The organism is Pseudomonas koreensis (assembly GCF_024169245.1).
In the GTDB taxonomy this organism is placed as follows: domain Bacteria; phylum Pseudomonadota; class Gammaproteobacteria; order Pseudomonadales; family Pseudomonadaceae; genus Aquipseudomonas; species Aquipseudomonas koreensis_F.
Genome location: NZ_JALJWP010000001.1, coordinates 1,551,871 through 1,573,781, shown reverse-complemented (window position 1 = coordinate 1,573,781; position 21,911 = coordinate 1,551,871). Strand labels below are relative to the sequence as shown.

17 protein-coding genes are annotated in these 21,911 nt (G+C 59.3%); 13 read left to right on the top strand and 4 right to left on the bottom strand.

The window, feature by feature from the left end; translation table 11 throughout:
- Positions 1-20: 20 nt before the first annotated feature.
- Positions 21-1,982: a choline transporter BetT gene (betT, locus tag J2Y90_RS07205; protein WP_160768576.1), complete on the bottom strand. Its 1,962-nt coding sequence runs from the start codon at positions 1,980-1,982 to the stop codon at positions 21-23.
- 402 nt (positions 1,983-2,384) lie between these two features.
- Complete coding sequence (gene epsC / locus J2Y90_RS07200; protein WP_039756411.1) at positions 2,385-3,311, bottom strand: serine O-acetyltransferase EpsC; 927 nt, start codon at positions 3,309-3,311, stop codon at positions 2,385-2,387.
- A gap of 190 nt (positions 3,312-3,501) precedes the next feature.
- Here epsC and J2Y90_RS07195 point away from each other — a divergent pair, with 190 nt between their 5' ends.
- The 11 genes from J2Y90_RS07195 (at position 3,502) to J2Y90_RS07145 (ending at position 15,017) form a co-directional block, all read left to right on the top strand.
- Positions 3,502-4,494, top strand: coding sequence for a D-cysteine desulfhydrase (locus tag J2Y90_RS07195; protein ID WP_253497911.1), 993 nt, complete (start codon positions 3,502-3,504; stop codon positions 4,492-4,494).
- A 282-nt stretch (positions 4,495-4,776) separates the two neighbouring features.
- On the top strand, positions 4,777-5,577 hold the full coding sequence (tcyJ, locus tag J2Y90_RS07190) for a cystine ABC transporter substrate-binding protein (protein ID WP_253497908.1): 801 nt from the start codon (positions 4,777-4,779) through the stop codon (positions 5,575-5,577).
- Positions 5,577-6,242 (top strand): cystine ABC transporter permease, encoded by a 666-nt coding sequence (gene tcyL, locus J2Y90_RS07185; RefSeq protein WP_253497905.1) that lies wholly within the window; start codon positions 5,577-5,579, stop codon positions 6,240-6,242. The genes tcyJ and tcyL overlap by 1 nt, the downstream gene beginning before the upstream one ends.
- Before the next feature lie 4 nt (positions 6,243-6,246).
- A complete protein-coding gene (tcyN, locus tag J2Y90_RS07180) occupies positions 6,247-6,996 on the top strand; it encodes an L-cystine ABC transporter ATP-binding protein TcyN (protein ID WP_253505085.1) in 750 nt (249 codons plus the stop codon).
- A 456-nt stretch (positions 6,997-7,452) separates the two neighbouring features.
- Positions 7,453-8,217: a hypothetical protein gene (locus J2Y90_RS07175; RefSeq protein WP_253497902.1), complete on the top strand. Its 765-nt coding sequence runs from the start codon at positions 7,453-7,455 to the stop codon at positions 8,215-8,217.
- 262 nt (positions 8,218-8,479) lie between these two features.
- A complete protein-coding gene (locus tag J2Y90_RS07170; RefSeq protein ID WP_253497899.1) occupies positions 8,480-9,721 on the top strand; it encodes an SfnB family sulfur acquisition oxidoreductase in 1,242 nt (413 codons plus the stop codon).
- A 26-nt stretch (positions 9,722-9,747) separates the two neighbouring features.
- Entirely contained in the window at positions 9,748-10,941 is a 1,194-nt protein-coding gene (locus J2Y90_RS07165; protein ID WP_253497897.1) for an SfnB family sulfur acquisition oxidoreductase, read from the top strand.
- Positions 10,941-12,299: an LLM class flavin-dependent oxidoreductase gene (locus tag J2Y90_RS07160; RefSeq protein ID WP_253497895.1), complete on the top strand. Its 1,359-nt coding sequence runs from the start codon at positions 10,941-10,943 to the stop codon at positions 12,297-12,299. The genes J2Y90_RS07165 and J2Y90_RS07160 overlap by 1 nt, the downstream gene beginning before the upstream one ends.
- Before the next feature lie 150 nt (positions 12,300-12,449).
- A complete protein-coding gene (locus tag J2Y90_RS07155) occupies positions 12,450-13,259 on the top strand; it encodes a MetQ/NlpA family ABC transporter substrate-binding protein (RefSeq protein ID WP_253497893.1) in 810 nt (269 codons plus the stop codon).
- A gap of 2 nt (positions 13,260-13,261) precedes the next feature.
- Positions 13,262-14,383 carry a methionine ABC transporter ATP-binding protein gene (locus J2Y90_RS07150; protein WP_253497891.1) on the top strand — a complete coding sequence of 374 codons (1,122 nt, stop codon included), beginning with the start codon at positions 13,262-13,264 and terminating at the stop codon, positions 14,381-14,383.
- A complete protein-coding gene (locus tag J2Y90_RS07145) occupies positions 14,373-15,017 on the top strand; it encodes a methionine ABC transporter permease (protein WP_253497889.1) in 645 nt (214 codons plus the stop codon). The genes J2Y90_RS07150 and J2Y90_RS07145 overlap by 11 nt, the downstream gene beginning before the upstream one ends.
- Before the next feature lie 79 nt (positions 15,018-15,096).
- On the opposite strand, the gene J2Y90_RS07140 is transcribed toward J2Y90_RS07145, so the two are convergent.
- A complete protein-coding gene (locus tag J2Y90_RS07140) occupies positions 15,097-17,904 on the bottom strand; it encodes an RHS repeat domain-containing protein (RefSeq protein ID WP_253497887.1) in 2,808 nt (935 codons plus the stop codon).
- A gap of 602 nt (positions 17,905-18,506) precedes the next feature.
- Between J2Y90_RS07140 and J2Y90_RS07135 the strand changes: the two genes are divergently transcribed.
- Together J2Y90_RS07135 and J2Y90_RS07130 are read left to right on the top strand one after the other, a co-directional pair.
- A complete protein-coding gene (locus J2Y90_RS07135; RefSeq protein ID WP_253497884.1) occupies positions 18,507-18,863 on the top strand; it encodes a DUF6124 family protein in 357 nt (118 codons plus the stop codon).
- Positions 18,864-18,968: 105 nt separating this feature from the next.
- The gene (locus tag J2Y90_RS07130; protein ID WP_253497881.1) at positions 18,969-19,595 is read left to right on the top strand and encodes a class I SAM-dependent DNA methyltransferase; all 627 of its coding nucleotides are present in this window, start codon (positions 18,969-18,971) and stop codon (positions 19,593-19,595) included.
- A gap of 1 nt (position 19,596) precedes the next feature.
- Here J2Y90_RS07130 and J2Y90_RS07125 read toward each other — a convergent pair whose 3' ends face one another.
- Positions 19,597-21,849: a glycoside hydrolase gene (locus J2Y90_RS07125; RefSeq protein ID WP_253497878.1), complete on the bottom strand. Its 2,253-nt coding sequence runs from the start codon at positions 21,847-21,849 to the stop codon at positions 19,597-19,599.
- Positions 21,850-21,911 lie beyond the last annotated feature (62 nt).

Below are 21,911 nucleotides of genomic sequence, written 5' to 3'. Positions count from 1 at the left end.
TCCCGGCGCTCAGTGGCCATTCAACGCACCAGATGCAGGAACTGCATGTGCCGTTCGTACTGGTCGAGGATGTCGTTGATGATCTGCTCTTTGGTGTAGCCGACCAGATCGTAGTCCTGACTGCCCTCGCTCAAGTGCACTTCAGCGCGATAGTAGCGGCGATTGTTGAGTTGCTTGGAGCCCATGCCGCCACGCGCGAACGATGGCGTGAAGTAGCCGCGCATCTGCACCTGATAGATGAACGGATGCTGTTCGCCATGACCGATTTCCAGGCTGACGTTGTCATGCGCCGGATCCGGCTGGGTGACCACGTGCAGACCTTTTTCGACGAACACGGCGGTCACTTCCTCAATCGCCGGACGCACCGTGCTTTCCATGAAGCGGTACACCTCGTCGCGGGACGGGAAGTGCACCGCCTGACTCAAGCGCTGGCGCCAGCCACCGGTGCCGCGCCGCGAACCGGAGACCGGCGCCAGCGAATGCAGCTGCGCGATCTGCTTCTGCGATTCCAGATAGAACGCCTTGTGCAGACCCCACATCATCAGCAGCAGAATCAACGAAAACGGTAACGAGGTCAGCACCACCGCCGACTTCAACGCGTCGATGCTGCCGGAAAACAGCAGCGCACTGGTGATCAGCGCAGTCATCGCGCCCCAGAACACCCGCAGCCATTTCGGCCCGTCTTCGTCCGGGTTACCACCCTTGGCTGACAGCGTCGAGAGGACCACGGTGCCGGAGTCCGCCGAGGTGACGAAGAACACAAAGCTGATGAATACCGTCACGGCGATGACGGTCTTGCTCCACGGGTAGGTTTCCAGCAGCAGATAAATGCTCATCGACGGATTGTCGATGGCCGACATCCCCAGCGCACTCATGCCGTGATTGAGCACTTGGTCCAGGGCGCTGTTGCCGAAGATCGACATCCACGCCAGGGTGAAACCGAGCGGGATCAGCAGCACGCCGAAAACGAATTCACGGATGGTGCGGCCACGGGAAATCCGCGCGATGAACAGGCCCACGAACGGCGACCATGCGATCCACCAGGCCCAGTAGAAAACGGTCCAGCCACCCAGCCAGTCGCTCGGTTTGTCGTAGGCGTAGAGGTCGAAACTTTTCATCGGCAACGCGCCGAGGTAGTCGCCGACGTTCTGGATCAACGTATTGAGCAAGTGCTGAGTCGGCCCGGCAAACAAAACGAACAGCAGCAATCCGCAGGCCAGCAGCATGTTGATATCCGACATCACCCGCACGCCTTTGTCGACGCCAGAGACCGCAACGATGATCGCTGCGCCCATCATCAGCGTGATCAGGCCTACCTGAATCCACTGGGTGTGGGCGATGCCGAACAAGTAGTCCAGACCGGAATTCAGATGCAGCACGCCGAAGCCCATGTCGGCACCCAGACCGAACACCGTGGCGATGATGCCGAAGCCGTCCACTGCATAGCCGATCGGGCCGTTGATGCGCTTGCCGATCAGCGGGTACAGCGCCGAACGCAGGGCCAGCGGCAAATTGTGCCGATACGCGAAATAGGCCAGCGCCATGCCGACAAACGCGAACACGCCCCAGCCATGCAGGCCCCAGTGCAGAAACAGAATCTGCATCGCCTGGCGCGCGGCGTCAGCTGTGCCGGCCTCGCCTTGCGGCGGCTGGAGCATGTGCGTCAGCGGTTCGGAGACGCAGAAGAAGAACAGCGTGATGCTGATCCCGGCGGCGAACAGCATGCCGGCCCACGACAGATAACTGAATTCGGGCTCGTCGTGGTCGGCACCGAGTTTTATCTTGCCGTAGCCGGATAAGGCGGTGACCACCACGAAGACCAGATACAGCGTCATCGCGAGCATGTAGTACCAGCCGACCGTATTGGCCGCCCAGTTTTGCGCTTCCAGCAACCAGGCGCCGGCCTGCTCAGGGATGGCAATGACGACAAGACCAAACAGCAGGATGACCGTCGCGGCGAAGTAGAACACCGGCGGATTCATGCGCACCAGACCGCTGGCGGGGGTAGACGATGCACTCATGAAACGTGCACCTCGAGGGGTTGAAACGTGGCTGAAATGATCGGACTCAGCAAAGGCAAGCCTCCTGTTGTGAGCGGGCAGCGAACCACCGGTTTAACTTGAATGAACGTTCAAGTTAAACATGAATGCAGTGGTAAGGACTAATCGCCGGGCCGGGCGGTAGGTTTCCTACAGCGCCCGAGGAGGGTTATGACGCGTGATTGAAGGCATTCGTTCAACGGTAAGATCTCATGGCTAACCCCTGTAGGAGCTGCCGAATGCTGCGATCTTTTGATCTTGTCTTGAAACGCCAGATCAAAAGATCGCAGCCTCGTTTCACTCGTCAGCTCCTACAGGTCGGCAATCTTGAAGTCTCGACCAGGCCTACTTCTGCGTCCCGTCATCATGCTGCAGATTCGCCTGGGTCAGATTCGCCCCCGCCGGCACGCTGCGCGTCAGCCACACGTTGCCGCCGATGGTCGAGCCCTTGCCGATGGTGATCCGGCCGAGAATCGTCGCCCCGGCATAAATCACTACGTCGTCCTCAACGATCGGGTGGCGCGGGTGGCCCTTCTGCAACTGGCCGTCCTCATCCGCCGGAAAGCGCTTGGCGCCCAAAGTGACTGCCTGATAAATGCGCACCCGCTCGCCGATGATCGCGGTCTCGCCAATCACCACGCCAGTGCCGTGATCAATGAAGAAACTACGACCGATCTGCGCGCCCGGGTGGATATCGATGCCCGTCGCCGAATGGGCAATTTCCGCGCTGATCCGCGCCAGCAGTGGCAGCCCGGCACGATACAGATGGTGCGCGAGACGATGGTGAATTACCGCGAGAATACCCGGATAGCACAGCAGAACTTCATCAACGCTGCGTGCTGCCGGGTCGCCGTGGTAAGCCGCCAGCACGTCGGTGTCGAGCAGCGTGCGCAGCCCCGGCAACGCGAGAGCAAAATCCTGCACGATCTGAATCGCCCGAGCCTCGACTTCACTGTCATCCTGCGCGCTGTGACGGGCGACGTAACGCAACTCCAGCCGTGTCTGTGCCAGCAAGGCATTCAGTGCCACATCAAGGGTGTGACCGACATAGAAATCTTCGCTTTCCTCGCGCAGATCCACGGGCCCCAGGCGCATCGGGAACAGCGCGCCGCACAACGCCTCAAGAATTTCCGCCATCGCCGCCCGCGACGGCAACTCGCGGCCACCCTGCTCTCCTGAAGCCCGGCCATTCTGTGCACGCCACTGATCCCGCGCGCTGCGCAGCTGGCTGACGATGGTCTGCAATTGCCAATGGCTGGAACGCTCGCTCACGGTGAAGTCTCCTTACGGGCGGCCGGACTGTCTGGCCGCGTCAACGGCGCCTACTTTACGGCATGCCTTTGCTGGCGAATTAAGAACTGATAGTGCTGGGTTAAGTCCATTTGGCTATAAGCGATTGGCGGTTGCCCGGGCAAAAGCGCGTGCCTATAGTCCTTCCATTCTTCTGCGCCAGTACGGACTCATGATCAAACAACAGCTGCAACGCTTTCCCCGTCTCGACCTGCTGAGCCATCCCACGCCGCTGGAAAAACTTGAGCGCTTGTCTGCCTGGCTCGGCCGCGAGGTGTACATCAAACGCGATGACCTGACGCCGCTGGCCATGGGAGGCAACAAGCTGCGCAAACTCGAATACCTGGCCGCCGATGCGCTGGCACAAGGCGCCGACACGCTGATTACCGCAGGCGCGCTGCAATCGAACCACGTGCGCCAGACCGCTGCACTCGCCGCCAGACTTGGCCTTGGCTGTGTGGCGCTGCTGGAAAATCCGCTGGGCACTGACGACAGCAATTACACCGGCAACGGCAACCGCCTGCTGCTGGATCTGTTCGATACCAAGGTCGAGCTGGTCGAAAACCTCGACAATGCCGACGAACAACTGGCCGCCCTCGCCGCGCGCCTGCGCAGCAACGGCAAAAAGCCGTATCTGGTACCGATTGGCGGGTCCAATGCGCTCGGTGCCCTGGGTTATGTGCGCGCCGGGCTGGAACTGGCTGAGCAGATCAGGGACAGCGGCATCGATTTCGCCGCAGTGGTGCTGGCCTCCGGCAGTGCCGGAACTCACAGTGGTCTCGGATTGGCGCTGAGTGAGGCGCTGCCGCAATTGCCAGTGATTGGTGTGACGGTCTCGCGCAGTGAGGAAGATCAGCGGCCGAAGGTGCAGGGTCTGGCCGAACGCACGGCAGAATTGCTGGGTGTCGAGTTGCCGGGCAGTTTCAAGGTCGAGCTGTGGGACGAATATTTCGGCCCGCGTTATGGCGAGCCGAATGCCGGCACACTGGCGGCGGTGAAACTGTTGGCCAGCCAGGAAGGTCTGTTGCTTGACCCGGTCTACACCGGCAAGGCCATGGCCGGTCTGCTCGACGGGATTGGCCGGCAGCGCTTCGATGATGGTCCGATAATCTTTCTGCACACCGGTGGCGCGCCGGCGTTGTTTGCCTACAAGGATTTTTTATAAGAGCAGATCAACAGATCGCCGCCTCCGGCAGCTAATACTGGGATCACCCCTAGGAGCTGCCGAAGGCTGCGATCTTTTAAGAAGCCACACATATTCCTTAAATGAATAACAGTTTCCATATTAAGTATTTTCAAGTCTAAAACAGACATCTTATAGTCTCGCCGCAGGCGAATTTCGGGCGAGACGCTTAAGCTGCATTAAGGCAGGATAGCGCTGTCGTCCAAATCACCCATTTGCCTACATTCCTTAAGCGTCTTCCATAAGAAAACACAGGGGCTTGTCATGAATATTTCCGCACTACGTCGCACTCTGCTGGTCGGTTCGCTGGGTCTTGCGCTCAGCGCCGGCCTGATTGGCCAGGCAGTGGCCGGTGAGCAGTTGCAACAGATCAAGGACAAAGGCGTTCTCAACGTCGGCCTGGAAGGCACTTATCCTCCGTTCAGCTTCGTCGACGAGAACGGCAAGCTGTCCGGTTTCGAAGTAGAGCTGTCCGAAGCGCTGGCGCAGAAACTCGGCGTCAAAGCCAAGATCCAGCCGACCAAATGGGATGGCATCCTCGCTGCTCTGGAATCCAAGCGTCTGGACCTGGTGGTCAATCAGGTGACTATCTCCGACGAGCGCAAGAAGAAGTATGACTTCTCCGAACCGTACACCGTCTCCGGCATCCAGGCCCTCGTGCTGAAAAGCAAAGAGTCGGCGCTGAATATCAAGACCGCCGCTGACCTGTCCGGCAAGAAGGTCGGTGTCGGCCTGGGCACCAACTACGAGCAGTGGGTCCGCGCCAACGTGCCGGGTGCTGACGTGCGCACCTACGACGATGATCCTACCAAGTTCGCCGACCTCAACAACGGTCGCACCGATGCCATCCTGATCGACCGTCTGGCTGCTCTGGAATACGCCAAGAAAGCCCCGAAAACCGTCGCTGCCGGTGAAGCCTTCTCACGTCAGGAATCCGGTATCGCCCTGCGCAAAGGCGAGCCTGAACTGCTGGCAGCGGTGAACAAGGCGCTCGACGAACTGCGTGCCGACGGCACCCTTGAGAAACTGTCGAAGAAGTACTTCAACGCAGACGTCACTAAATAATGGAAGAGGCTTTCCAACTCGCGCTGGATTCCGCGCCCTTCCTGTTGAAGGGCGCGTACTACACGGTAGTCCTCAGCCTCGGCGGGATGTTCTTCGGTCTGCTGCTGGGCTTCGGCCTGGCACTGATGCGCTTGTCGCGCTTCAAATCGGTCAGTTGGCTGGCCCGCATCTACGTGTCGTTCTTTCGCGGTACGCCGTTGCTGGTGCAGCTGTTCGTGATCTATTACGGCTTGCCGCAACTGGGCATGAAGCTGGATCCGCTGCCCGCTGCGCTGATCGGCTTCTCGCTGAACATGGCCGCCTACGCCTGTGAAATCCTGCGTGCCGCGATCGGTTCGATCGAGCGCGGTCAGTGGGAAGCTGCTGCGAGCATCGGCATGACCCGCGCGCAGACCTTGCGGCGGGCCATCCTGCCGCAAGCGATGCGCACGGCATTGCCGCCGCTGGGCAACAGCTTCATTTCGCTGGTCAAGGACACCGCGCTGGCCGCGACCATTCAGGTGCCGGAGCTGTTCCGCCAGGCGCAGTTGATTACCGCCCGGACTTTCGAAGTCTTCACCATGTATCTTGCCGCCGCGCTGATCTACTGGATTCTGGCCACGGTGCTTTCGCACTTCCAGAACAAGCTGGAAGAGCGGGTCAATCGGCATGACCAGGAGTCCTGACCCGATGATTGTCGTGGAAAAACTGACCAAGCAATTCAAGGGTCAGGTCGTGCTCAACGGCATTGACCTTGAGGTAAAGGAAGGCGAAGTCGTCGCGATCATCGGCCCCAGTGGCTCGGGGAAAACGACGTTCCTGCGTTGCCTGAACTTCCTCGAAGAACCCACCAGTGGCCGGATCAAGGTCGGCGATATCGAGATCGATACCAGCCGCCCGCTGAACCAGCAGCAGAGTCTGGTGCGCAACCTGCGCCAGCACGTCGGCTTCGTGTTCCAGAACTTCAACCTGTTCCCCCATCGCACCGCATTGGAAAACGTCATCGAAGGCCCGATCGTGGTCAAGAAGATGCCGCGCGAACAAGCGGTTGCCCTGGGCAAAAAGCTCCTGACCAAAGTAGGGCTTGCTGGCAAGGAGGACGCTTATCCGCGTCGTCTTTCCGGTGGTCAGCAACAGCGCGTAGCGATTGCCCGGGCGTTGGCGATGGAGCCGGAAGTGATTCTGTTCGACGAACCGACCTCGGCGCTCGACCCGGAACTGGTTGGCGAAGTGCTGGCGACCATTCGCGGCCTTGCCGAAGAAAATCGCACCATGGTGATTGTCACCCACGAAATGGGATTCGCCCGTGACGTGGCCAATCGCGTAGTGTTTTTCGATAAGGGCGTAATTGTCGAGCAGGGTGAAGCTAAAGCGCTGTTTGCCAATCCAAAAGAAGAACGCACCCAACAGTTTCTCAGCAAGTTTCTGAATCACGCCTGAGAACTTCGCTTGCAACAACCGTCAACTTCCACGGATGGAAGTTACGTCTCCTTCAAGACCTGAATTACTTAAAGATTCATCAATAACGTGCGCAGATATACATTGCGCAACGCTTGCGCACATCCTCGAATCGTCATATTTCCATACGTTTGCCCGCGGACAAACCCTCAAAAAACGCCACGGAATCGGCGCTTTCATGTAGCTGGTTTCGCACTTGAGGCCAGGTTTAGTGCCTCAGTGACGTAGGAGCTTTCTGATTAACTTGTAATTTGCGGATTAACTAATCACCCCTATTGACACCCCTCTCCGCAGACTTTTATCTAGTCGACAACCGGCGCCACTTAGTTCAACAGCGCACAATAAAAACGAGCCCCTACTTGTCGCTTTTATTGCCAGTTGATTCGCGCCTTTTTTCCAGAAACGGATTTCGCTGCAAGGCTTCAAGGAGAGAAACCGATGACCCGCACTTCGCACACCCCCGAACTTGCAGCGCCAACGCTGGCATGCGCACAGAAAACCGGCATCAACCTGGCAACAGCAGCCCACCTGCTGATCGATGTGCCGCCCTATTGCGGCATGGACGTTGGCGATCTGATCGAACTGTTCTGGAACAAATGTTATGTCGCTTCGAAAGTTCTGAGCGCTAGCGACATCGGAGCGTCAGTCAGCCTGCGCGTGCCGGAGAGTTTCATCGCTAATGGCACCGCGCGTATTCACTACCGCGTGATGCAGGTTGGCCAGGGTCCGGCCTTATCAGCAGCGACGCGGGTGCAGGTCAAACTCGATTGCCCCGGTGGCCAGCCCCCCGCGCAGTGCGAAGACGAAAACCAGCAACTGGCACCGGTGATCATCCCCGAAGCGATTCGCCGTCAGGGCGTGAACCCCAACCAGATCAAACGCGGCGTGCCGCTGACCATCGAGCCCTACCTGAACATGGCCGAAGACGACGCCATCACGCTGCGCTGGGGCGACGTGCGCATGGACCTGGCGCCGGTCACGGCTGCGGATGTCGGGCTGCCGATTCAGGTGTGGGTACCACCGGCGGTCATCGTCGAAGCAGGCGAAGACCTGCGGCTGGACGTGACGTACTGCATCCTCGACCGGGTCGGCAACAACTCACGCTGGGCGCCGCCGCGCACATTGAAAATCGGTTGCGTGAACCCGTATGTGAAAGTCCCGTTGAAGACCGAATTCAAGGCCGCCGAATCGCGCACCAAGTGAGACCTGCTCAGGACGGGAGGTTAGCTACCTCTCACCTGAAAGTCTGCAACCAACGCTGACACCCCCCTTCTATGCATATTCCTAAAAGTTAGTTTATTTAATTTTTATACGCGCTTAGGGTATATGCACCGGACCACCGGACATTCTTTCAATCGTCGCACTTCGCGGCGTTTTTCATGAGATGTGAGGTAGGTATGGTCCGGAACACAATCACCCCAGTGCAGATCGCCAGGGCATTGCGTGCAGCCAGGGAGCGGCACTGATGTCCAGTCTTGCAGATGCCAACGTGCAGTCCGATCTGGACATCGCCCCACTGTTGTTGCCCGCGCAAGTGCTGCGCAACGATGCTCAAGCGATCAAGGCCGCCCATGACCTCGCGCAGGTTGCTCGCGTGCAGGCGGCCAAACGCGACCGCCAGCGCAAGCTGCCGTGGTCGGAAATCGAACAGTTCACCCGTAGCGGTCTGGGCAGCATTGCCATCCCCCGTGAATACGGCGGCCCTCAGGTTTCCTTCGTCACGCTGGCCGAAGTATTCGCGATCATTTCCGCCGCCGACCCGGCGCTCGGGCAGATTCCGCAGAACCAGTTCGGCATCATCAATCTGGTCCTCGGCAGCGCCACCGAAGCGCAGAAAAAGCAGCTGTTCCAGAGTGTTCTGGAAGGCTGGCGCATCGGTAATGCCGGCCCGGAACGCGGCACAAAAAATACTCTGGAACTGAAAGCGCGAATCAGCGCCGATGGCGACGACTACGTGATCAACGGCCAGAAGTTCTACTCCACCGGTGCCCTGTTCGCGCACTGGGTCGCGGTGAAAGCGCTGAACGATGACGGCAAGCAAGTGCTGGCTTTCGTCCGTCGCGGCACACCGGGTTTGCGCATCGTTGATGACTGGTCGGGCTTCGGCCAGCGCACCACCGCCAGCGGCACGATTTTGCTGAACAACGTGCGCGTCGAGTCGAGCCTGGTCATCGACAACTGGAAGATCAACGAGAAGCCGAATACCCAAGGCGCAGTGTCGCAGCTGATTCAAGCGGCCATCGACGCCGGCATCGCCCGTGGTGCCATCGATGACGCCATCGATTTCGTCAAAACCCGCGCACGGCCATGGATCGATGCCAGGGTCGAGCGCGCCAGCGATGACCTCTACGTGATCGCCGATATCGGCAAACTGAAAATCGAACTGCACGCTGCCGAAGCACTGCTGCGCAAGGCCGGCAAAGTACTCGATCAGGTCCACGCCGCACCGCTGACTGCCGAATCGGCCGCACGCGCGTCTATCGCCGTGGCCGAAGCGAAAGCGCTGACCACCGAGATCTCGCTGCTGGCCAGCGAAAAGCTGTTCGAACTGGCGGGCAGTCGCGCGACCCTCGCCGAGTTCAATCTCGACCGCCACTGGCGCAACGCCCGCGTGCACACCCTGCACGACCCAGTGCGCTGGAAGTATCACGCGATCGGCGCTTATCGCCTGAACGGCACATTGCCGGCCCGCCATTCCTGGATCTGAGACGACCAGTCATCTGGAGAACCCCTATGACGCTATCCCATCACGTCGCGGTCATCACCAGCGATGAGCAAGCCCTGATCGTCGCCAGCGACCTGGCCGAAGATTTCAAGCGCGACAGCGCCCTGCGCGACCGCGAACGCCGCCTGCCATTGGCAGAGCTCGAAGTGTTTTCCCGCTCAGGCCTGTGGGGCATCAGCGTGCCGAAAGAATATGGCGGCGCTGGCGTATCCAACGTCACCCTGGCCAAAGTCATCGCGCTGATCGCCCAGGCCGACGCCTCGCTGGGACAGATTCCGCAGAACCATTTTTACGCGCTGGAAGTGCTGCGCGTGAATGGCAGCGACGAACAGAAACAGCGCCTGTATGCCGAGGTCCTCGCCGGGCAACGCTTCGGCAATGCCTTGGCAGAACTGGGCACCAAAACCGCTCACGACCGTGTCACCAGCCTTACCCGCGACGGTAACGGTTATCGCATCAGCGGTCGCAAGTTCTACTCGACCGGGGCGATTTACGCGCAGCGCATCCCGACGTCGGTGGTCGATGAAAACGGCGTACAGCAACTGGCCTTCGTCCCGCGCGAGAGCAAAGGCCTGACGGTGATCGACGACTGGAGCGGCTTCGGCCAGCGCACCACCGGCAGCGGTTCGGTGGTGTTCGAAGATGTGTATGTGGCGACTGAAGACGTCCTGCCGTTCCAGAGCGCTTTCGAGCGCCCGACCACCGTCGGCCCGCTGGCGCAGATTCTTCACGCCGCCATCGACACCGGCATCGCCCGCGCCGCTTACGAAGATGCCTTGCACTTCGTGCGCAGCAAGACCCGTCCGTGGATCGATTCCGGCAACGACAAAGCCACCGAAGATCCGCTGACGCTGAAGAGCTTCGGCCACTTGAGCATTCGTCTGCACGCCACCGAAGCCATGCTCGAACGCGCCGGCGAATTGCTTGATGCCGCGCAAGCTGAAACCAATGCTGACACTGTCGCTGCCGCATCGATCGCGGTGGCCGAAGCCCGCGCAATCAGCACGGAAATTTCCCTCGCCGCTGGCAGTACGCTGTTCGAACTGGCTGGCAGCCAGGCGACCCTCAGCGAACACGGCCTCGACCGGCACTGGCGCAACGCTCGCGTGCACACCCTGCATGACCCAGTGCGCTGGAAGTATCACGCGGTGGGCAATTACTACCTCAATGATGAAAAGCCGCCGCTGCGGGGGACCATCTGATGGCTGCTGCGAAAAAGAAGATGCTGCTCAATGCGTTCAACATGAACTGCATCGGCCATATCAATCATGGCCTGTGGACACATCCGCGCGACACCTCGACTCGCTACAACACCATCGAGTACTGGACCGAACTGGCGCAGTTGCTCGAGCGCGGGCTGTTCGACGGCTTGTTCATCGCTGACATCGTCGGCGTCTACGACGTCTACCAGAATTCGATCGACGTGACGCTGAAAGAGTCGATTCAGTTGCCGGTCAACGATCCGCTGCTATTGGTTTCGGCGATGGCCGCTGTCACCAAAAACCTTGGCTTCGGCCTGACCGCCAATCTTACTTACGAGCCGCCGTATCTGTTCGCCCGGCGCATGTCGACGCTCGATCATCTGAGTCGCGGTCGCGTTGGCTGGAACATCGTCACCGGTTACCTGGACAGCGCCGCCAAAGCCATGGGGCTGCGCGAACAGGTCGAACACGACCGTCGCTATGATCAGGCCGAAGAATATCTGCAGGTGTTGTACAAACTCTGGGAAGGCAGTTGGGAAAACGGCGCGGTGCTCAACGACCGCGAGCAGCGCATCTACGCCAACCCGGAACAAGTGCACAAGGTCGAGCACAGGGGCGAGTTCTATCAGGTCGAGGGTTATCACCTCTGCGAACCATCACCGCAGCGCACGCCGGTGCTGTTTCAGGCTGGCAGCTCCGATCGCGGATTGCTCTTCGCCGGGCGTCACGCCGAGTGCGTGTTCATCAGCGGTCAGAACAAACCGTCGACCAAGGTGCAGGTCGATAAAGTCCGCGCCAGCGCGGTCGAGGCCGGGCGCAATCCGCAAGACATCAAGGTGTTCATGGGCCTCAACGTCATTGTCGGTGCCACTGAAGAGGCGGCTTGGGCCAAGCATGCCGAGTACTTGAGTTACGCCAGTGCCGAGGCTGGCGTGGCGCACTTTTCCGCGTCCACGGGCATCGACTTTGCCCAGTACGAAATCGACGAACCGATCCAGTACGTGAAGAGCAACGCGATTCAGTCAGCGACGAAAAACCTGCAGAACAACGACTGGACCCGGCGCAAATTGCTCGACCAGCACGCCCTGGGTGGCCGCTACATCACCGTGGTCGGTTCGCCCGAGCAAGTGGCGGATGCGCTGGAAGCGTGGATCGCCGAAACCGGGCTGGACGGTTTCAACCTGACCCGCATCGTCACCCCGGAAAGCTATGTCGATTTCATCGAACTGGTGATTCCCGAGTTGCAGCGGCGCGGCTCGTACAAGACTGCGTATGAGGGCGGGACCTTACGCGAGAAGTTGTTTCGCGGTGAGGCGCAGTTGCCCGAGCAACACACCGGTTCCGAGTATCGCCACTAACCCTTTTGAACTGATCGTTCCCACGCTCTGCGTGGGAATGCCTCAATGGACGCTCCGCGTCCGCTGTTGGGACGCAGAGCGTCCCGGGCTGCATTCCCACGCGGAGCGTGGGAACGATCAGAGAAAATACTTACTGACTGGAAACTGATCATGACCAAAAAAATTCTGTCCCACCCAGTCAAAGCACTGGCCCTGGCCTTCGGCCTGTTCAGCTCGGCGGTATTCGCTGCCGATGCCCCACTGAAAATCGGCACCACCGCCGCGTTTGCCATTCCGCTGGAAGCCGCCGTCGAAGAGGCCTCCAGGCAAGGCCTGAAAGTCGAGCTGGTGGAATTCACCGACTGGATCGCGCCCAACGTCAGCCTCGCCGCTGGTGATATCGACGTGAATTACTTCCAGCACATCCCGTTCCTGGAAAATGCCAAAGCCGCGTCCGGTTTCGACCTGGTGCCGTTCGCACCGGGGATCATCAACAACGTCGGCCTGTATTCGAAGAAATACAAAAGCTTCGATGAGCTGCCCGAAGGCGCCAGCGTCGCCATCGCCAACGATCCGATCAACAGCGGTCGCGGTCTGCAATTGCTCGCCAAGGCCGGTTTGATTACCTTGAAACCGGGGGTCGGCTACAAGGCCACCGAGGACGACATCGTCGCCAACCCGAAGAAGATCAAGATCCTTCAGGTCGAAGCTGTGCAACTGGTGCGCGCGTATGACGACGCCGATCTGGTCCAGGGTTACCCGGCCTATATCCGACTGGCGAAGACCTTCGATGCCGGCTCGGCGCTGCTTTTCGACGGTCTCGATCACAAGGAATACGTGATCCAGTTCGTCATCCAGCCGAAGAGCAAAACCGACCCGCGCCTGATCAAGTTCGTCGACATCTATCAGCATTCGCCAGCCGTTCGCGCGGCGCTGGATAAAGCCCACGGCAAGCTCTATCAGGCCGGTTGGGAAAGCTGAACATGACTGCCGCGATCCAACGGCGACTGGAGCTTCCAGAGCCACACAATGCTGAACAAACCGAGCTGCACCCCGAGTTGAATCGCGCCCACGTACGCTTTATCGGCCTGGGCAAAACCTACAACGGCCGGCAAGGTCCGCTCGCGGCTTTGCAGGGCATCGACCTGGCAATCCAGCGCGGGGAAGTGTTCGGCATCATCGGCCGCAGCGGCGCTGGCAAGTCGTCGTTGATCCGTACGATCAATCGTCTCGAGCAACCGACATCGGGCCGCGTGCTGATCGATCAGGTGGATATCGGCGAGTTCGATGAAGACCGCCTCGTCGCCCTGCGCCGACGCATCGGCATGATCTTCCAGCACTTCAATCTGATGTCGGCCAAGACCGTCTGGCAGAACGTCGAGTTGCCGCTGAAAGTGGCCGGTGTGCCGAAAGCGCAACGCGAGAACAAGGTCCGCGAACTGCTCGAACTGGTCGGCCTGCAAGGCAAGCACAAGGCATACCCGGCGCAGCTTTCCGGCGGGCAGAAACAGCGCGTCGGCATCGCCCGCGCGCTGGTACATGACCCGGACATTCTGCTCTGCGATGAAGCGACGTCGGCCCTCGACCCGGAAACCACGCAGTCGATCCTCGGCCTGTTGCGCGAGATCAATAAACGCCTGGGCCTGACCATTGTGCTGATCACTCACGAGATGGCGGTGATCCGCGAGATTTGCGACCGCGTCGTCGTGCTCGAGCATGGCCATGTGGTCGAGCAAGGGTCGGTGTGGCAAGTGTTCGGCAATCCGCAACACGCAGTCAGCCAGACCCTGCTGGCGCCGCTGCAGCACGCCCTGCCGGAAGAATTGCAAAGCCGTTTGCAGGCGCAATCCACGGCTTCTGATGCAGCGGTGGTGTTGCGTTTGCAGTTCACCGGCAGTGCGGCAGACGAGCCGGATCTGGCCGCATTATTCGCTGCATTGGGTGGCCGGGTGAAGTTGCTTCAGGGTGGCGTCGAACGCATTCAGGGTCATGCGCTGGGGCAGCTGTTGCTGGCCGTCAGCGGCTCGACTTTCAGCACCGAACAAATGCGTGAACGCGCCGGGCACTGGGCGCAACGGGTGGAGGTATTGGGTTATGTGGTTTGATCGCTTGCTGCAGGGTTTTATCGACACCTTTTTGATGGTCGGCGTGTCGTCGCTGATCGCGCTGCTGGTGGGCATTCCCATGGCGGTGGTTCTGGTCACCAGTGACAAGGGCGGGATCTACCAAGCGCCGGTGTTGAATCGTGCGCTGGGTGCATTCGTCAATCTGTTCCGCTCGATTCCATTCCTGATCCTGATGGTCGCGCTGATTCCATTCACCCGCCTGATCGTCGGCACAACTTACGGTGTATGGGCGGCTGTGGTGCCGCTGACGATTGCTGCGACGCCGTTCTTTGCACGAATTGCCGAGGTCAGTCTGCGCGAGGTCGATCATGGCCTGATCGAAGCCGCGCAGGCCATGGGTTGCCGGCGCTGGCACATCGTCTGGCATGTGCTGTTGCCCGAGGCGCTGCCGGGGATTGTCGGCGGCTTCACCATTACCCTGGTGACCATGATCAATTCGTCGGCGATGGCTGGCGCGATTGGTGCCGGTGGGTTGGGGGATATCGCTTATCGGTACGGCTATCAGCGCTTCGACAGCCAGATCATGTTGACGGTGATTGTCTTGCTCGTGGCGTTGGTGGCGGTGATTCAGTTGGGTGGGGATCGGTTGGCTCGGGGGCTCAACAAACGCTGAACTAGACTCTTTGCTTCCGGTGGCTGGAAAGTCAGCCCCCAGCCATCGGCTGCGAACTTGGGGGCGCTACTGTCAGTGTTCACCCGACATAACTTGGAGTAATAGAATTTTTTTTCAGAAAAGCCCGGGTATTCCCCTGGTCAATTATGTTTTCCATATCTTCTCTTCGCTGAAAAACCAGACTCGTCATGTCTTTCCACTTGACGCTGTTATGAGATTGCCACTCCACGTATTCATCAGGCGAAGCCAGATCCGTTTCGGCACCCGACATAATCCTTGTCAATACTTGCCATGTTTCGCGTTGCATTTCGTGAAACACCGGATACAGATTTCCGAATGAAGCCAGATTATTGATTGAAGGCTTGAGATCGAAGCTGTCGGCTCCAATCAACGTCATATATTTACGTGACTCATCCTTCAGATGGAAGGCAGCAGATCCATAGGCTGAAGCGCCACCCGCGCTGGCAAGACCGGCGGAGAGTTTCAGAGCTCCATAAACAGGCCTGAAATCCCCACTGAATTTAGGATGATCGACCGAGCCATACTCTTTTATTATTTTGGAAGGAGAATGAACATAGTCAAACATGTCCATTTCGAAACCGTCCCGGAACTCCGATGCAAAACCCGGTTTAACCCCCTGATGCCAAATATTCCTGAGGCCATCACCTTTTAGTTCAGGGATGCTTTCCGGATTTATATTGAAAGTCAGTTTCGCCCTGGATATGACATCAACAGCGGCTTGCAGCAATTCATCCGCAGCCACATCGCTTTGGATGCGCGCCATCCTTTTGATTTTGACAATGGCAAAACTCTTATCCGAGTCTTTTCTAGCCATTATTCTGGGGAGCAAGTGCAATTCGAAATGGGACTTGCGCGCATGTTCCGCATCACTTGCGCCGCTCAAAATGCTGCTCAAACCTCTGACCATCCCCTGTTTATCAACGAAAATCAGCGGACTATTTCCTAGCATTGCATAAAGATTGACTCCATCGATATCTCGGCCAGGGTCAGGACTCGTCCAGCGTTGTAACCACGACGCGTAATAACGATAACCATAATAATAAAGCCCGGTCACATCCCGCTCTTTACCTGAGTAGCGAATCGTTTTGTTTTTCGCCACCAATGAGTTTTTCCCCGCCCAGCACGCCGTGCCACCAAACGGGTAATAATGCTCCTGAGTCAAAATTCCCGCACCATCATCCAATTCCAGCGTGCTGGAACCGAGATGATCACTGAGGCCGTAACGCAGTTGGTCGCCTTCCGCCCCGCTTGGCCAGTGCAGTACCCGCACCTGATTACGCGCGGCGTCGACACTGATTACATGGCGCTCGACACCGTTACCCTCGCGATGAATCTCGAGACCAGGCAGATAACGAACCTCCGCTGTCAGCGTTTGCCCGGTAGCTTGACTGACTGTCGTTTTACGCAACCGATGGCCAGGCTCGTCGTAGCGATAACATTCGTAGTCATCGCTGTCATTCTGACGCCGCACCTGCACAACCCGGCTTAACTCATTGCGTATATTCCAGGACATGGCCTGTCCGCGCTGCAACTCCAGCTGATTACCCGCTGCATCAAATCCCAGCGCTATCTCCGGTTCTCCGGGCAAAGAACCGTCATCGCGCTCCGCCAGGCTTCGATTGCTGTAAGTGGAGGTGTACATCGAAAAACCCGGCGCACCGCTATGCTGGCGAGTGATCAGATTACCCGCTGCGTCGTAGTTGAATTTCTGCGTGTAGTTGCGCCGTTGATTGGGGTCCAGCGGCGTTGGCAGCAGATCCGGCAAGGCCGGACCATGGCTGGGCTGGCTGACTTCCCAACCGCTGGCCTCGACCAGTTGATAAAGGCTGTCGTAGCGATACCGTCTGACCGGATCGATGCGCTGATTGTTGAACCAGGACACGACTTGAGTCTTGTCTTCCAGGCTGACGATGTTGCCTACCGGATCGTATATGTAATTCAAATCCTGCAACGGCTTTTGCGCGCCGACACTGGCGAGCAGTCTGAGCAAACGGCCGTCATCGCGGCTGTATTCGGCACGAGCGATGACGCCGTTGCCGGCCGTTTCACTTTCGATCTGACCCTGGGCGTTGTAGCGAATGGCGCTGACAAGACACTTCGGCTGCCTGCCCTCGCCGGCCTGCACAAGCCAGGTCGCGCAGGATTGCCCGGCGACGTTGTAATGCTGGGTGCGGAGGTTGCCAACCGCGTCGATATGATGCTGCAAGTCGCCGGTTGGAGTGAAAGTCTGCCGGGTGACGTACGTTGTTTCCTCAAGACAGGCATCTCGACGGTCGGGATCGAGTGGCCAGTCAGGTGTCTCGAGTTCGATCAAAAACCGTCGCGACTCCACCACCACTGCACCGCCGAGGCCGTAATCATCGAAGTGCCGATTGCCGGCCGGGTCGTCGTGGCGGATCGGTCGACCGCACTGGTTGTGCAGCGCGCGATCATCGGTGGCTTTTCCATAGATCCAGCGCTCGACCACGCGAGACTGCCCGTCCTGTGCCTGCTCGGTGAGGGCTAGCGGTCGCTGCAGATCATCGTATTGGCGATGACTCTGGCTGCCCCGCGCATCCCAGCCAGAACACATCGAACCCGCTTCATTCAACAGCCGCACCTGCCAACCGGCGTCGACGCTGTCTGTGAGTAACTCTTGACCGCTCAATGCGTAGAGTGTGGCCAGATTCGGCTTGGGCGCAACGCCGTACAAACGCTGATCCCACGACGCTACCTGACGCCCCGCCTCATCAAAGATCTGCCGGGTGATGCGCGATTCGATGGCGGGTGCATCCGGATGCCGGCAATAACCGACGCTGCGGATCGCCAGCAAACGAGGGTCGATGACTGAAAGCGTCGGCGTGGCGGTGTCGTGGTGAACATTCATGGTCACAAGCGCCCTTGCTCATCTTTGGGTGAAGAATGAGCGTTTTTTCCGAGTGTCGATACTGTAAGAACTATCAGGTGCTGCCCTGTGTTCATCGCAAGTGCTCGCCGGCCTCTTGGCTTGTATTGCGCGAATCCCGGTTGTCAGTGAACGCTGGGCCAGACTGGCGCGCGGACTGAATAAGCGCTAAGGTCGATAGCGGCAGGTGGCCACCACCTGCTGAGCAGGTGATCGCACAAATCAAGGCAACGCCCTTAGCAAAATTCAGATATTTCCTACACAGGTTTTATCGTTTCGCCAGCCCGAACCACGCGGGTTTGCAGGACGATTCCTAGAATAATTTGCCCGCTTGTACCCGAAATATCCGGTAGCTAATCTCCGCTCGTCACTGTTTTGCAGTGACCGGATTCCGTTGTCCGGATTCGCTGGGCGTGCAGTCAGGCCTGACCTCGGCAGAGGCTTTGAGCTACCCGATTGGCTGTGCGCAGGGCACTTTCGAGTGCGCCGATAACTGGCGGCCGGCGACTGATCTGCGTGCAGCCGCCGTCCTGCTCGTTTAGTCGCGAAATGGTTGGCTCCCACTTGAAGTCAGGAGTTTACCCATGGAAAAAAATCTTGCCGATCCGCCACTCAGCCTTACCTCCAGCAAGCGGTTCACCGAGGATTTGCTCAAGGATCGCTCTGCACTGTGCCGCGCCGTCGACTCGCACCTGGCAGGCACTCAGGTCACGTTGGCGGGACAGAAACGCGTCTACAGCATCAGCGAGGATGTGACGCTGGAGGACGCCCAGTTGTATGTTGCCGATCTGCTGCGCTGCGCTTCGGTGACCGTCCATCAATGCGGTGACCAGCTCGGGGGCGCGGATCGAGCCATGGTGTTCTCGGTCTGGCATTTGCTGGAAATGGCCAAGGCAATGATGGACCGTTCGATCGACTGTCTTGGAGCGAAGCAGCACTGAGGCCTGGCCACCATCGCCGCCTGTGCTGTCGCCAGCGCAGGCGGCGTTTTTTTGCCGGTGAAAAAGCTTATAGTCCGCTCTCTCATCGCCAATACAGCATCGATCATGAAGCAGACGCCCAGCGACCTCGAACAGATCACCGCCACGACACTGGGTCATTACAACTCGGTGGCCGAGGATTTCCGTGAGGGCACTCGCGACCACGATGTCAGCCAGAACATTGAAGCCTTGCTGCGCCATATCCCCGGCGCGGCGCCGTTGACGATTCTGGATTTCGGCTGCGGCCCGGGCCGGGATTTACAGGCTTTCACGCGCATGGGCCACGTCGCGATCGGCCTCGATGGCTCGCAGGAATTCGCGCGCATGGCCCGCGAGGACAGCGGTTGCGAAGTCTGGCAGCAGGACTTTCTCAAGCTTGATCTGCCGGCGGAGCGCTTCGACGGGATCTTTGCCAATGCCGTGCTGTTTCATGTGCCGTTGCAGGTTTTGCCGCAAGTGCTAGGGCAACTGCACGGCACCCTGAAACCGGGCGGCGTGCTGTTCAGCTCCAATCCGCGCGGGGACAACCGGGAAGGCTGGAACGGCCCGCGTTACGGCTCTTATCACGATCTGGAGGCCTGGCGTGGGTTGCTGACGACGGCGGGTTTTGTCGAGCTTGAGCATTACTACCGCCCCGCCGGGTTGCCGCGTGAGCAGCAGCCGTGGCTGGCGAGCGTGTGGCGCAAAGTCTGAATCAAGGCGCCGCCTGGACCTGATACTGACTGTCGCTACCGTCCGGCAACAGCGCAGTCAGGCTTTGTGCCAATAACGTCCGGCCCAGCCAATTGCGTGGAGCGGCGTCGAAATTGGCCAGCAGTCGCGTGCCGTCGGCAAACGTCGTCTGCTGTAGCAGGCGATCCTCGCTCAACCAGTCAAAAGCTGTCAGCGCTTGCGTCGCCAGACGTTCGTGCAGCGGACGAAAGAATTGGTTCTGACGCACAATCAACGGCAAGCGCTGATCAAGGCTGGCCGCGCTCAGGTGGTACAGCGGCGGTACGTTGTAGAGCAGCTGGGTGAGCTCGTTTTCCACCCGCACATCGCTCAGCTTCAGATTATCGAACAACCAGTGATGACTGGTGATGACAGAACCGTGGAATACCGCCTGATACAGCGGTAGACGGCTGGCGGGAGCGAAATGAACGCGTCGGTAGTCAGCCTTCAGCCGGGTCGACTTGAAAAACACCGCCGGCTGCTCCGGCGGGTACCACCGACCGACGAAAAACTCCGATTGGCCCGGCTGGCTCATTTCGCTATCGCCCCAGCCGATTACCGGTGTCTGCATGCCATGGGCGAACAGCAAACCCTGAGCGGTGACCGCATTGCCGTCCTCGGAACCGCTCGGCAGTTGCAATACATGGTTGATCCAGCGCGATGCAGCCACGTTGCCCTCGGCATTCTGCGCCTGGGTCATCGGCGCCCCGGGACGGTAACTGTCGAACAGCATGCCAGCGGCGTAAGCGTCGAGAAACCAGCTGTTGAATCCTACGGACTTCTGGATCGCATTGATGCGCCGCTCCAGCAACGGTCGTACACATCGCGGATCGGTGTAGTGACCGGATTGCTGAAACCCCCTTTTCAGCGCGCCGCTTTGCAGCATGATCGCGCATTCGGTATTGGCAAGGTCGCCCAGGTGCGCGGTGGTCCAGTGCGGATTTTCGTCTCGGCGCAGGGCGGTTTCATAGGAGTCATACGGGGCGATCAGATACCCCGCCGCGACGGCCGCGCGAATTGCCTCCGGGTGCCAGAGTCCACCTTCCCAGCCCTCGCCGAGTCCCAGCCATAAACGCGACAGCCCGGCGTTCTGTAATCGTTCGATGGTCAGGCGCGACAAGGTGCTACCCCAGCTCGAAGCATCAGGCTTCAGCGCATCCGTCAGAACAACCGCCAGTTGCGCGCGCACATCAGCATACCCGTTGGCCAGCGCCTGCATGTCCGGGACCGCACGCGCCTGCCAGGTTTTGCGCGCCTGAGTGTTCAACGCCTGATTGAGGCTGCGCAACAGCAGCGTCTGCTGATAGCGATTGAGTACGGTTTCGCTGGCGATCAGCCGCAGCGCTGCACCATCCATCGCCGCACGAAGCTCACTGACCAGCAGCCCCGGGCCGCGCAGTCGGGCAATCAGCAGTGGCCAATTACGCACATTATCGCGGCCGAGCAGATCGGTGCCCCACAGATAGACATGCGCCGCACCGATCAGCTTCGCCGCTTGCGGGGTCTTGACCAGCTTGCTCTGTAAGGTTTCATACTGACCGGTTTCGACCAGCCACTGTTTGTAGCGCTTCGCGCCGGCCAACGGATCCGCGTCACCGAGAAACAGCCTGAAGGTCAGCGGCGTCGACGGTTCAAGCGAAGTGAAACGATGCCTGGCTGACAACCCCAAAGCATCACCCGCTGCCTTGAAACGCAGCTGATTGTTGTAGGGGTTGGTCAGCAGCCAGTGCAGGCTGAAGTCCGCGTATTCCATTCCCCATAGCGGCAGACTCAGATCCTGGGTGGTATTGAGCACGCCTTGCGCGAGGAGGAATTTTTGCCACACCGCATCACCGCGCGGCACATAGCGTCCTTCGGCAAGCGGCCAGATGAGCGCTTGCCCCATTGCACTGGCGGGCTGATGGATAAACTCGATTTCCGAGGGCGCCCGGGCCGTGATCGAAAACGACAAGTCACGCTGCTCAAGAACAACGCGAAGCGCCCAGCGCCCGTCGTCCCACTGCCAGTCGATACGATTGCCGTGCCTGACCAATCCACCGACCTTGTGCCGCAACACTCCAGCCGATGCTTGCACTGCCGGACGCCCGGCGGGCTCTACGCGCACCGCCAGCGTCGCGGGATCGATCCGCACCCGCCACAGATCGTTTTCCAGCAGCACCTCGGCCAGCGCCACCGGCGACAGGCTTAACAATGCGAGCAACAGCAATCCGCGTAATTTGCCGGAACCAGTCGACATCGGGCGTCCCTCCACGAATGAAGGAGGGACGTTAGCGCAGTCCTCTCACGCTGTAAGTCAGA